The 12,468-nt window shown below is 63.3% G+C and carries 11 protein-coding genes and 1 pseudogene; 6 read left to right on the top strand and 6 right to left on the bottom strand.

Features of this window, described 5'->3' with window-relative positions:
• Positions 1-257: 257 nt before the first annotated feature.
• Positions 258-782, bottom strand: a complete 525-nt coding sequence (locus FCN77_RS12160; protein ID WP_254678970.1) for a MarR family winged helix-turn-helix transcriptional regulator — start codon at positions 780-782, stop codon at positions 258-260.
• A 66-nt stretch (positions 783-848) separates the two neighbouring features.
• Here FCN77_RS12160 and FCN77_RS12155 point away from each other — a divergent pair, with 66 nt between their 5' ends.
• Both FCN77_RS12155 and FCN77_RS12150 read left to right on the top strand, forming a co-directional pair.
• Positions 849-1,901, top strand: coding sequence for an LLM class flavin-dependent oxidoreductase (locus FCN77_RS12155; protein ID WP_137322468.1), 1,053 nt, complete (start codon positions 849-851; stop codon positions 1,899-1,901).
• Positions 1,902-1,947: 46 nt separating this feature from the next.
• Positions 1,948-2,322 carry a DoxX family protein gene (locus FCN77_RS12150; protein WP_137322467.1) on the top strand — a complete coding sequence of 125 codons (375 nt, stop codon included), beginning with the start codon at positions 1,948-1,950 and terminating at the stop codon, positions 2,320-2,322.
• A 52-nt stretch (positions 2,323-2,374) separates the two neighbouring features.
• Here the strand turns inward: FCN77_RS12150 and FCN77_RS12145 are convergent, their stop codons facing one another.
• Complete coding sequence (locus FCN77_RS12145; protein ID WP_137322466.1) at positions 2,375-3,259, bottom strand: AraC family transcriptional regulator; 885 nt, start codon at positions 3,257-3,259, stop codon at positions 2,375-2,377.
• Positions 3,260-3,368: 109 nt separating this feature from the next.
• On the opposite strand from FCN77_RS12145, the gene FCN77_RS12140 reads away from it, so the two are divergent.
• On the top strand, positions 3,369-4,175 hold the full coding sequence (locus FCN77_RS12140; RefSeq protein WP_137322465.1) for an MBL fold metallo-hydrolase: 807 nt from the start codon (positions 3,369-3,371) through the stop codon (positions 4,173-4,175).
• Between the two features lie 29 nt (positions 4,176-4,204).
• Positions 4,205-4,588 carry a nuclear transport factor 2 family protein gene (locus FCN77_RS12135; RefSeq protein WP_254678969.1) on the top strand — a complete coding sequence of 128 codons (384 nt, stop codon included), beginning with the start codon at positions 4,205-4,207 and terminating at the stop codon, positions 4,586-4,588.
• Positions 4,589-4,903: 315 nt separating this feature from the next.
• On the opposite strand, the gene FCN77_RS12125 is transcribed toward FCN77_RS12135, so the two are convergent.
• A complete protein-coding gene (locus tag FCN77_RS12125) occupies positions 4,904-6,157 on the bottom strand; it encodes an MFS transporter (RefSeq protein WP_137322463.1) in 1,254 nt (417 codons plus the stop codon).
• 112 nt (positions 6,158-6,269) lie between these two features.
• Here FCN77_RS12125 and FCN77_RS12120 point away from each other — a divergent pair, with 112 nt between their 5' ends.
• Both FCN77_RS12120 and FCN77_RS12115 read left to right on the top strand, forming a co-directional pair.
• Entirely contained in the window at positions 6,270-7,163 is an 894-nt protein-coding gene (locus FCN77_RS12120) for a LysR family transcriptional regulator (RefSeq protein ID WP_137322462.1), read from the top strand.
• Positions 7,164-7,471: 308 nt separating this feature from the next.
• Positions 7,472-7,867 carry a carboxypeptidase-like regulatory domain-containing protein gene (locus FCN77_RS12115; RefSeq protein WP_175417242.1) on the top strand — a complete coding sequence of 132 codons (396 nt, stop codon included), beginning with the start codon at positions 7,472-7,474 and terminating at the stop codon, positions 7,865-7,867.
• A gap of 1,039 nt (positions 7,868-8,906) precedes the next feature.
• Here the strand turns inward: FCN77_RS12115 and FCN77_RS12105 are convergent.
• The 3 genes and pseudogenes from FCN77_RS12105 to FCN77_RS12095 all read right to left on the bottom strand — a co-directional run.
• Positions 8,907-9,425, bottom strand: a pseudogene (locus tag FCN77_RS12105) (fumarylacetoacetate hydrolase); the annotation flags it as partial.
• 110 nt (positions 9,426-9,535) lie between these two features.
• Entirely contained in the window at positions 9,536-11,020 is a 1,485-nt protein-coding gene (locus FCN77_RS12100; RefSeq protein WP_137322460.1) for an IS1182 family transposase, read from the bottom strand.
• A gap of 326 nt (positions 11,021-11,346) precedes the next feature.
• Complete coding sequence (locus tag FCN77_RS12095; RefSeq protein ID WP_137322459.1) at positions 11,347-12,387, bottom strand: LacI family DNA-binding transcriptional regulator; 1,041 nt, start codon at positions 12,385-12,387, stop codon at positions 11,347-11,349.
• Positions 12,388-12,468: the final 81 nt, after the last annotated feature.

Genomic DNA, 12,468 nt, shown 5'->3' with positions numbered 1-12,468 from the left:
TTCAACAACAGTGCGAATCCCAAGCGGGTCACCCCCGACTTATTGCCCAGTAACTCCCAGTCATCGCCAACCAGTGTCCAGGCACCCACCAGCTCGTCCGTCGACAAATCCCGATTCGCGCCCATGCCAGACCATGCTACGTGACACTAGGGACAGCTTTAGGAGTACCGGGCATACTCGGAGTCTTGAGCAATGACCGTCCCCACGTCCACGGCCGGCGCCACCACGGCGTCGCGCGGATAATGCTCGACGACGGCTCAGTCCTGGTCGTTTTCCTGTTCAAGAGCGAGTTCCTCCAGGTGGCGGCGCAAACTCGTTGCAACCTTCCCAACGGCTTCGAGGTCCGCCGGCGCAAGGGCGTCGATAAAGAGGCGGCGGACAAGCCGGAGATGCGGCCCTGAAGAAGCACGGAAAGTCCGTGCTCCGTCGTCGGTGAGCTCCACCTCTGCGCCACGGCTGTCCCCACCGGACTTGCGCCTCAGGATGAGCCCCCGGCCTTCCATGCGACCTAGATGGTGCGAAAGTCGGCTGCGCTCCCACCCGATCCCCTCGGCGAGCGCCGAGGACCGCAAACGGTGCCCGTCAGATTCGCTCAGGGCCAGGAGCACGGCATAGTCACCCGGGGAAACGCCGGACGTGGCCTGTAGCCCCGCCGCCAGGGCCTGGCGTAACGCCTCTGCCGTCTCGACATACTCGCGCCATACGGCCAGTTCATCCGGAGTAGGACTCTGTCGGGCACTCTTACCGCTTTGTTCCATGACCACCTCATCTTCGCTTGACATGTCAACCATACGGGGTGATGATTGACGCGTCAATTAAGTAATTGACATATCAATTAGAGGAGACCCATGAGCGAAGTGATCTTTGGCTTGGACACCTTCGGCGACGTCCCTGTTGACGACCAGGGTGCACCCGTAAGCCACGCCCGTGCGATCAGGCAGTTGGTCGACGAGGCCGTGCTGGCCGACGAGTTGGGTGTGGATGTGTTTACAGTCGGTGAGCACCACCGCCCCGAGTATTCAGTCTCGGCCCCGGAGACTGTCCTCGCCGGCATGGCCACGCGCACCTCACGGATCCGCCTTGGATCCGGCGTAACGGTGCTCAGTTCCGACGACCCGGTCCGCGTCTTCCAACGATTTGCCACGGTGGACGCGCTCTCCAACGGCCGTGCCGAGGTCATTCTGGGACGAGGTTCCTTCACCGAGTCCTTCCCGCTCTTCGGCTACGACCTCAAAGACTACGATGTGCTCTTTGAGGAGAAGATCGAGCTGTTCGCACGCCTCCTTGAAGAGAAACCGGTGACCTGGAACGGCACCATGCGTGCACCGCTGGTTGATGCTGATGTCTACCCCAAGACAGAGCAAGGACTCAAGACGTGGGTCGGCGTCGGCGGCACACCCCAGTCAGTGGTCCGCACCGCGAAATACGGGCTCCCCCTGATGCTCGCCATCATCGGCGGACAACCGGAACGGTTCCTGCCCTTCATTGACCTCTACAAGCGGGCAGCGGAGGAGTTCAACACGACCGCATGGCCCGTAGGAATGCACTCCCCCGGGTTCATTGCGGAAACCGACGACGAAGCCAAAGAGATCTTCTGGCCCCACTACAAGGTAGTCAGGGACCGCATCGGAGCCATCCGCGGCTGGCCTCCCGTCCGCCGCGAAGAGTTCGAGGCCGAAACCCGGAACGGCTCGATGTACATCGGCTCACCGGAGACCGTCGCCCGGAGAATCGCACGTGCCGTGGCATCACTAGGCGTCGGCCGCTTCGACCTTATCTTCACTTCCGGAGCCCAGCCGATCACCGCACGCCTCAAAGCCGTCGAACTCTACGGGAGCAAAGTCGTCCCCATGGTCCGCGAAATACTCTCCGACCACCGGCACGCGATGGCAGTCGCATGACGCTCCCAGTCTCGAACAACCCAGTGCCTCACGAAAGAAGAACATCATGAACATCGTCCTCTGGATCATCACGGCCGTACTCGCCCTTCTCTTCCTGGCGGCAGGAACCATGAAAATCGCCCAACCGAAAGCGAAGCTTGCGGCCGCCGGCCAAGGGTGGGTGGAAGACTTCTCCGACGGCGCCGTCAAGCGCATCGGCGCACTCGAAATCCTCGCCGCCCTGGGCCTCATCCTGCCGGCAGTACTGGGTATAGCCACAGTGCTGGTGCCCACAGCCGCGGCCGGGCTCTTCCTTCTTATGGCAGGTGCGGGCATCACTCATAATCGTCGCCACGAAAAGCCCAATGTAATCATCAACCTCGTTTTGGGCATCCTTGCCGCTGGTGTCGCCATTGCCCGGTTCGGCCCGTTCGGCCTCTGAGCGAGGGTAAGAAGAAGCCTGGGGAGCTCTGGACTGTGCATTCCTGGAACTTTCAGTCTGCCTGTCGCGCCTCTCCTTTGGCGGCGTCGCGGAAGGCCGCTGGGGCAATACCCACACGCTGGCGGAAGTACTTGGAGAAGTTAGACGGGTCGTCGAAGCCTACTTCCTCAGCGATCGTGGCCACGGAGGAGGCGCCATGCGCCAGAGCCCTTTTTGCTTCGAGAACTATCCGTTCATCGATGAGCTGCTTGGCGGTGAGCCCTGTGTTCTCACGGCTTAGCCGGTTGAGTGTTCGGGTGGAGTAACCAAGCCGGGCGGCATAGTCCTGCACCGTTCGACGTGTTCGGAAATTCTCGTCAATATTCTCCCTGAACCAGATGAATGCCTCGTGCGCCTGTTTCCGACCTCGAACGCTTTCCTCTGAGGCGGACACGACCAGGAGCAGGAGCGCGACTGAAATGGCATGGGCCAGGGCCAGCCTGCGCAGAGCGTTTCCTTGTCCGTTGCCGGCAATGGTGAAGGCCTGCGCCAGTGCTGCGTCCGTCTCCGATGATCCGGAGAGGGCATCTGCTGGAAAGTGGTTGGGTGGGGTTGTCACGGATGTGGTGATCTGCTGATGGATCCGGTTCTCGAGGGCTGCGGGGGTGAATAGCAGCACGGGGCCATCGATGTCACTGATGGAACCCCACTGCTGAACCTGGCCCGCCCGCACCCACATGGCGTCACCAGGGGCAAGGAGATACTCCTGAAAGTCCACAGTATGTGTCGTCGAGCCGGAGTCGATCCGGAAGAGCAGGTCGAAGTCCAAGCGCTGAGCGGAAACGAACTCATTGAGCCCGCCTCGCTTGCGCATCTGGCGCAGCGACATCAGTTCTATCTCTCCGGATGCCGCCGGCGACGGGGTGTAGCGGACCGGGCGAATATCCGGTTGTCCCATTTTTACCATCTCTCGACTCAACAGGACCGTGAAAGCACGGTACCGGATCCGTAGGCTTACAGCAACCAAGTCCGTTTTGTACTCGGTTCCCCAAACGAAGGTACACGCCATGACCCCGTTGAACTACACCATCATCGACGCGCCGGATTCGTCCCTGAACAAGACCAGCGTCCTGGTAACCGGTGAATCCGAAGCACTTCTCGTTGACGCCGGGTTTACCCGCGCCGACGGCCACCGGATTGTCGCCCGGATACTCGACTCGGGAAAGTCCCTTCAGACAGTCTTGATCACCGCCGGCGATCCTGACTTCTACTTCGGGGCCGAGGTCATCGCCGAGGCTTTCCCGGAGGCTCGTTTCCTTGCCCCGGATGACGTGATCGAACACATTAAGGACACCTACGAGAAAAAGCTGGTGTCCTGGGCGCACCTGGGCGCCAACCTGCCCTCACGCCTGATCACCATCGCACCGCTGACAGAGACACGCCTGACCGTTGACGGCGTCAACCTTGAGGTACGCCGGGCCAGCAAGAACCTCGGTGACCGCGCGTGGTTCGTATACGAGCCAGTCGATGGCGTGCTCCTCGGCGGTGTCCTCCTCTTCGAAGGACTGCATGTATGGACCGCAGACTCGCCCACCCGCGAGCAGCGCGAGGAGTGGATCCGCGTACTGGATAGCTTCGAGGCCCTCAACCCCAGCTTCGTCTCCGCAGGCCACCGCACCACCGGCTCGCCCACGGACCTGACCTCAATCCAACACACCCGCGACTACCTGCGGTTCTTCGAAACAACTGTTGCGGACGCTCCCGATGCCGCCGCAGCGGAAACCACGCTGAAGGCCGCCTACCCCGACGCCGGCCTGGGCATTGCCGCCACGCTGGGCACCAAGGTCGCCAAGGGGGAGATGACCTGGGGCTGAACCAGACCGACGAGAACGCCCCCGCGGCCGTGGTCCGCCGCCAGTATCTCGCCTCCGCGGCCGGAGACCTCGAAGCCCTGCGCGCCACCATGGCCCCGGACGTGGAATGGACCGAGATGGCCGGGTTCCCCCTCGCCGGAACCTACCGGACACCGACAGGCGTCACCAAAAAACGTCATGGAAGAACTCGCCGGGACTGGGACGGCTGGGCCGCCCACGACGACACCTACGTCGTCGACGGCGAAAACGTTGTAGTGCTGGCCAGCTACACCGCCATCCACAAACGCAGCCGAAAACCCCTCAACGTCCACGTCGCACACCACTTCACCGTCCGCGGCGGCCTCATCGTCCGCTTCGAACAGTTTGTCGCCACAGCACTGGTCAGGGACGCAGCGGAACACTCGTCGGACTAACCCGGCTCACAGCAAACACTCCCACCGTGGCCAGGGCCGCCTGCTCGGTGCGCAAACGGCCCCTGGCTCTGACCTCGCGCCGGTAGCGGGCGTTTGGCGGATTCGATGGCGTTGGTGCTGCAGATGACCCGCCGGATTTCCACGTCATCGTCCAGGAACAGCAAGAACTCGCTCCACGGTTCTCCCACAGCCGCGGGCATCACCGACGTGGACATCGAATCCGGCGGTCAGCGCCGTTCGGGCGACCGCGGCGCCGACGTTCCCCACTCCGAGTACCGCATGTGTGACCGTGGTTTTCCTCCGTTGATGTTCGCGCTACCGGCGCGGGCTGCGGCGAGCGAGCACTCGGACGATGGCGAGCATGATCAGCAGAACCACGGTGAGCCCGGTCATCGCGACGGTTGAGGAGATGGCTAGGGTGGCGATCCCGATCGCGAGTGCGGGAACGCTGAGTCCGACGTAGGAGATGAGGAACAGGCCGGCGAGTGCTCCGCCGCGCTTTTCGGGCGCGGCCATGGCCGCGACGGCGCCGATAGCTGCTTTGAAGAGCATGCCTGCTCCCATGCCGGCCACCACGCCGCCGATCAGGAACGTCGGGAGGTTCGTGCCGATCATGCCGATCACGAGCACGACGAGACCGACAGCCATCGCGAGGAGCCCGCCGGTCTGGCGGGTCTTGAGCCCCAGGCGGCTGGTGGCAGTCTGGGCGATGGCGGCTGCACCGAACACGGCAAAAACGACGAGCCCGGAGATCGCCCGGGAGGGCTGTTCAAGCATGTTTGCTATAAGGGCCGGAGCGACGGAGGTGAAGACGCCGAACACGGCGAAGGCGACGAAGCCCGAGGCGACGGCGGCGATGTAACCCGCGCGGTCACCGTGGTCGGCGCTGATGCGCTGCGGACGGTATGTCGGCTTCACAAGCTGCTCCCCGACCGTCTCGGGCGTGAGCAGCACGGCGACGATGCTCACGGCGATCAGGATGCCGAAGACCAGGTACGGCGTGCGCAGCGGTTCGGCAAGGACCTGGGCGAGCAGGCCACTGACGAGCGGACCGAGGCCGATGCCGCCGATGTTCACGGCGGTGGACACGATCTCGAAGCGCTGCTTCGATGCTCCCGGACGGTGCCGGACGTGCAGATCATGAAGGTGAGCGGTCGCCGTCGCGGTCAGCATCCCGATCCCGAGTCCTGAGATGAACCGCGCCACCAGTAGCGCCCACAGCTCGGGCACCGCGAGGAACAGCGCTGCGGCGGCGAATTCGAGCACCAGCGCCGGGATCAGGATCTTCTTCCGCCCCACCCAGTCAGAGACATGACCGGCGAGGACCAGGCTGATCACCACACCGACGGCATACACGGCGAAGATCACCGTGCCCATGAACGTCGAGAGCCCGTCCCGTGCCTGATACAGCGGGTACAGCGGTGCCGGGGCGGCGGAGAAGGCCATCGCGACGAGGAACGCGAACGCGATCATCCAGAACCCGAGGTGATGACGGCTCGGCGAATGCCCGGGCCGGACGCTAACTGTCTGGTGCGAGGCGACTGTTGTTGAAGTGGTTGAAGCTGACATGAAGAACTCCGAGGGATCGGTGCGGGTTTGTACTATTACCCTCCCGCGGTTAATGCATCTCGTCCAACGAATTATTTTGCCAAGTCTTATCAATTCTAGAGATAATAAGCGGATGGAACTGCGTCAACTTGAGTACTTCGTGGCTGTGGCCGAGGAGCAAAGCTTCACACGGGGCGCCGCCCGGGTCCACGTGGTTCAGTCGGCCATATCGGCAGCGATCAAAGCCCTCGAGCGCGAACTTGGTGCCATGCTGCTTGACCGCAGCACGAAACATGTCGCCTTGACGGACGCCGGGGCGGCCTTGCTAACCAAGGCGCGGATCACCCTGCAGGCCGCAGCGGACGCACGCGACGCTGTTGGCGCCGTCCAGGGCGGACTGCGCGGCACCGTCCGCATCGGAACGATGACCTCCGTCGGATTGGTCGATCTCGCGGCGCTCCTCGGAACGTTCCACGCACAGCATCCCCATGTGGGCATCCATGTCTCTGCTGCTCCCTCCGGGTCTCAGGGACTGGTCGAAGCCCTCAGCGAACGACGTCTCGACCTCGCCCTCGTTTCGATGCCCACCACACCACGCTTCGCCGTCGATCTCCTCGACATCGCTCGCGTACCGATCGACCTTGTCGTCCCGAACGATCACCCGCTCGCATCACCCAGGGAGGTTCCACTCCATGACCTCACCGACGTCAACTTCATCGACTCACCGATCGGCTACGGAAACCGCACCATCGTCGACCGCGCCTTCGCCGACGCAGGACTAGCCCGCCGGGTGACGATGGAACTTCCCGACATCGCCACCGTGAGCGACTTCGTCAGCCACGGTCTCGGTGTTGCTTTCATCCCCCGATTCGCCATCCGACCCGGCGCAGCAGTCACGGTCATCGACGTCACTGGCACCGACCTCATGTGGCCCATGTCCCTGGCCACTCCATCTGACCGACGCCCCAGCAAAGCTGCAGCCGCCCTCTTTGGCCTGATCCGTGATTCTGTCCGCGCCACCCCGTAGGTAGTCTCACGGGACGACACCGAGGCACCAGTAGTATGCAGCAACGCCGCTTGCATCTCTCACCTTGCGGGACCCTGCCGTTGATTCACTTCGTGTCCGGGCCGGAATGCTGGGAGGGACGAAGCTGAGCACGCAGGCGTTCAATGCCGGGCCGTTCGGCAGCCCGGCCAACCAGGAACGCCAGGAGGACCTATGTTCCGGTTCGTGAAGCGTGGATACTCGGTGTTGTACACAATGCGTTGCCCCGCAGGAGGCCGCTCCTGCGTTGAAAAACGCGGGACCAACGTTATGGTGTCCAGGATTGCGTGGTGAATGACGTGGCTCGGTTCCACCGGATTTTGCTGGCCGCGGCGGCCCTGTTGCTGCTGTGCGGGTGCATCAACGAATCCCGGGAGGCGACACTCCATTCCGGGCTGGTCACTGGTTACGTCCTGTCGGCGCCGGCCTGTCCGGTCGAACGTGTTGGCCAGGACTGTCCGCCGCGCCCGGTATCCGGGGCCGCCGTCGTCGCCCTCGCCGGGGACGCCGTCCGGGGCTCAACGCTTACCGACACGGCAGGTGCCTTCAGCCTCACACTGGCTGACGGCCGTTATGTCATCAAGGCGAGCAACGTCGGCGGCTACGCCTCGACTGCTTCCAAGCTCGTAGTCATCTCGGACCAACCTGTTCACATCACACTGATTGTTGATAGCGGTATCCGCTGAGGCATTGAGGCCACGGTGAATGTCTGGACCCGGCCCGGCGGTTGCCATATCGTTGGGGAACCGGGTGCAGTCGCTGAGGCGGAGCTCGGCATCGGAGGTACTTGATGGGCACCATCTCGTCTGGTTTTCATGGAAGATGGCAGACCGGCAATCCAGCGTTACCCCTTGGCCAATACGAGACGGGTAGCTTTCCCGTGCTGACGGCGGAGCCACTGGCCTGGCGCCAACTCAGGACGCGTCGATCTCGTAGAACTGTCCGTAGTAAGCCGCGCCGGCAATGAGGAACCGTTGGCCGACCACTTCATCGCCTGCGCCCACGCCGCCGGCTGACGTTCGGTTTACTCTTGGGCGTCGCTCTATCCTGCGGTGGCAGTCCGAGTATGAGTTTCCACGAGATTTCCCTCGCCGTCGCCTCGAGCGACGCCATCGGCTCCGCTTTGCATGGGCGGGCGGCCAACTGCAAGAATCATGACTTTCCCCCGGTAGTCGTGGACGATGACGCCGTGGTTTTCCGCCGGGCGCCGTGGGGCAGGGACTCGAGCCAGCAGCTGGCCCCTGATGTATTTCCCAACGCACCCTGCCGACACGGATTTGATACACAGCCTGAAAGAAAGGGCATGGGTGGTCCCGTAGGGCTAATTCTTCCCCTGCCCGGTGCATCCGCGAGGAATTACACAATGCACGTCTGGTTCCAGGGCCCATGCGGCACGATGGAACACATTCGCGAGTTGGCCGCGGAGGCGGTCGACTCTACGTTTCCGTCGGGCGCCTCCAGCCTCGATCACAGGGGCACAAGGCAACGCGCTGCGGGCTTCAATGTTAATAGCATCGTGGAGCGCGTAAGCCAGCTGGGAATAATCCATCGTTCTCTTCTTGTCGTCTAGTGTTGGCGGACGCGGCGGGTAACGACCGCAATCCTCGGGTTTTGTACCGTATGGGTCAACAGCGGACTGTCCGAAGGGACCCCGGCCACATGCTCCCCAGACCGGACCGACCAGCTGCTGCTGACTCCTGAGTTCTTCACTCCCAATTACTAAGTTTACTTAGCATATGCGGTCGATGGCACGCCACCGGCTCCCATCTGGGCGAGGTAGCTGAGCATGGCCGTGATCCCGAAGGTCCACGGCTCCATTTCCTCGGTTCTCTGCGTTCGGTTGATGAGCGTTCCGAGCCGGGGGCTGCTGATCGTGACGATGTCGCCGATCTTGTGGGTGAAGCCCAGGCCTTCGGTGTCGCGGTCCTGAGTGGGTGAGAACAGCGTTCCTGTGAAAAGGGCGAACCCGTCGGGGTATTGGTGGTGGCGGCCGTGCGCCGCTTTGATGAGTTCCTCGAAGGGGCGGCTGATGCGGGCCAGGCTGTTGCGGCCCTCCAGTCGGTAGCCGTCCGCGCCTTCGACAGTGAGGGTGATTACTTCCGTCCGCAGGGACTCCAAGGTGGAGTCCTCGTGGAAGAGCCGGATCAGCGGGCCGATGGCACAGGATGCGTTGTTGTCCTTGGCCATGCCGAGCAGGAGCGCGCTGCGCCCCTCTACGTCCCGGAGATTCACGTCGTTCCCTAGGAGCGTGGGGCGGTAGTGGTTTCCGTCATCCAGGGGTGGTCCTGTCTACTGACCGGTGACACGTTGCCATCTTGATGGCCGGGCAGCCGTGGCCGCCTTTGGCCCGTGGGTTAGGCTCCGGCCGGGGCGTTGAGACCGGCTTTGGCTTTGAAAGTGAACAATTTCAGCAGGTTGTGACAGCCTGCCATCAGTTCCCACTCGTGTTTGGCTTGTTCGAGGCCGCGCAGGAGTACGTGTTTGCCCTGGCGGGTGTGGATTTGCCCGAAGACCGGTTCGATGATCGCCTTGCGCCGCGCGTAAACGGCCCGGCCCTTCTTGGTTTTGAGTTTCCTCGCCATCCGTTCCTTGGGTGTGGCGGTGGCCGGGATCCTGCCCCGGGGCGTCTCGGGAACCTTTTCGCCGTGTTTGAGCCGGCCGGTCGCGATGAAGAACTCGGTCCCGCCGGCGGCCTCGATTTCCTTCACGTGTTCGAGGTTGGCTGCTGAACAATATCCGGCATCAATGGTCCATTGGGCGGGCATCCGGCCCAGGGTTTCGGCGGTGCGTTCGGTCATCGGGACCAGTTGCTGCACGTCCACCGCGGTGTTGTTCAGATCGGTGGCGACGATGACCTGATGGTCCGCGTCGACCACGGCCTGGGCGTTGTAGCAATAGTGGTACGAGCCGTCTGCGGTCTTCATGATCCGGGAGTCGGGGTCCGTGAAATTGCGCTGGGCCCTCGGTCTGACCTCCGCTTTGGCCGCGGCTTCCTCGCCCTTGGCCGCAGCCGCCCCGTCGTCATCGCCGCGGTCCCGGGCTTTCTGCTCCGCCTCTTGGCGTGCTTTGGCTGCCGCGTCCTCTTCGAGCTGTTTGCGGGCCGCGGCCATCTTCGCCAGCCGCGATTGCCGGTCGGCCAGGTCCGGCGGGAGCTCATCGCCGCGCGTATCCGCCCCGAACCGGGCATCCTCCTCCCTGTCCACGGCCTCGGCGTCGGCGAGCATGTCCGAGACCTCCGCGGCGAGGATCCTCTGTTTTTCGGTCAGCCGTCCGTAGCTCATCGCCTTTCGCCGGGACGCGTTGGCCCGGACCTTCGTCCCGTCCAGGGCAACCCGGCCCAAGGAGACCATGCCCGCGGCCCGGCAGAGTTCCAGCGCCTGCAGGAACACGTTCCCCAACGCCGCGAGATGGCGTTTGCGGAACCGGCCGATGGACCGGAAATCCGGTGCCTGCTGCCCGGCCAGCCAACGGAACGCGACCACGTCCACGCACGCCCGCTCCAACTCCCGGGAGGAACGCACCCCGACGCAGTAGCCGTAAAGCAGGACCCGGACCATCAACCGCGGATCATACGGCGGCTGGCCCTTCGTCTTCCCATACGAGCCGTAGAACCGGGACAGATTCAGCTCCCGGGACACCAGATCAGCGATGAACCGGGCCAGATGATTGCCCGGCAACCACTCATCCAGCGACGGCGGGACCAGCATCACCGCGTCCGGCTCAAAGGATTTGAACCGCTTGTTCACACCAGCGCCGGCCTCAACGATCCCGTCATCAAAACGCTCCACCCGCTCCACGAGAGCTTCATCAAAAAGGCCATCCTGGGAACCGGAATTCATACTCCCGATTCTTCCAGCCACTCCTCCCGCACCCCGGCAATTCACACGGCGTTTTAAGAACCCGGCCGACTACTGACCCGCGCTCCTAGCGTTGCACCGAGGGCCCCGCAGCGTCAGAGGCGGCCATGAAATACGCTATCCGGGAATCCGACGTTGACCTCAGCAGTGGAGAGCCCGCGTTTGAGGAACCCATCGCCCACCCCAGCGTCAACAGTGAGGGATCGCCCGTCCGGTAAGGGCTTCGCGGGCCTCCGCTGAACGCAAAGGTGCAGGACGGGTCGCCAAGCCGCTTGGAGCACCGACAAGAACTGACAAGAGCGGTGAGGTCAGTCCGCGGGAGGGGCTGTGGAGTCGCGGACAATCACCTGCGTGGCCAGCTCGACGCGATGGGAATCCAGAACTTCCCCGCGGGCCTGGCGCAGCAATGACCGCAGCGCTGCGCGCCCCATTTCCTCCAGCGGCTGGGCTACGGAAGTCAGCGCTGGGACGGACTCCTCGCCTTGAGTTGTCCCGTCGAAGCCAATAAGACTGATGTCTTCGGGAATCCTGACCCCGTGACGGCCCGCTTCGCTAAGAACACCCAATGCGATGCTGTCGCTTCCGGCAAAGATGGCTGTGGGCCGCTGCTCAAGCGCGAGCAGCGCCTTGAGCCCGGCCACTCCACTGTCCCTGCGGAACCTGCCGCCGGAAATAATGTAGTGAGGATCGACGGGCACGCCTTGGGCCATAAGGGCGGCCATGTAGCCGTGCAGGCGCGCCTGGTTGCATTCAGCCCCCTCGATGCCGCCGATATAGGCGATGCGCCGGTGCCCCAACTCCAGCAAGTGTTCTGTCGCGGCCTTGCCTCCAGCCCAATTGGTCGCTCCTACGCTGACCACATCGGCTGAAGGCGGATTTAGGGGGTCAATCACGACGACGGGAATCTGGCGCCGCCGGAACGCATGCAGTTGCGCCTCGCTGAAAGCTGACGTCACCACAATCATTCCCGCTCTTCCCTCGTCCACTATGCGCTGGGCTCGGCCCTCGGGGCCGAGCCGGGTCGAGGGCGCCGGGCCGGTGACGCTTACCAGAATCTCAACATCGGCACCTGCGGCGAACCGCAGTATCCCGTTCAGCACTTCAACCGTGTAGGCCGAGTCGAGGACGTCTATGACCACCTCGACGACGGTGCCGGCCTCGGCGGCGGAACGGCGCTGCAGGGGAGACTGGTACCCCGCATGCTCCAGTGCGGCCAGAATGCGGGCCCGGGTTTCCGGCGCAACGTCGTCACGGCCGTTCACCACCTTCGAGACTGTAGGTGCCGATACCCCTGCCTGCCTGGCCACGGTGGCAAGCGTCGGCTTAGCTTGGCGGATCTTTGTTGCCATAAAGGTTCGAAACCTTTCGATAGATTCAGGACTTTCATTCTGCAGAAGCTCGCCTTTGGGGTCAAGCACTGCACGGCCGAA

The organism is Arthrobacter sp. 24S4-2, assembly GCF_005280255.1.
GTDB lineage: Bacteria > Actinomycetota > Actinomycetes > Actinomycetales > Micrococcaceae > Arthrobacter.
Note: the sequence above shows the minus strand (reverse complement) of the source record. Positions and strands in the feature narration are given on the sequence as shown.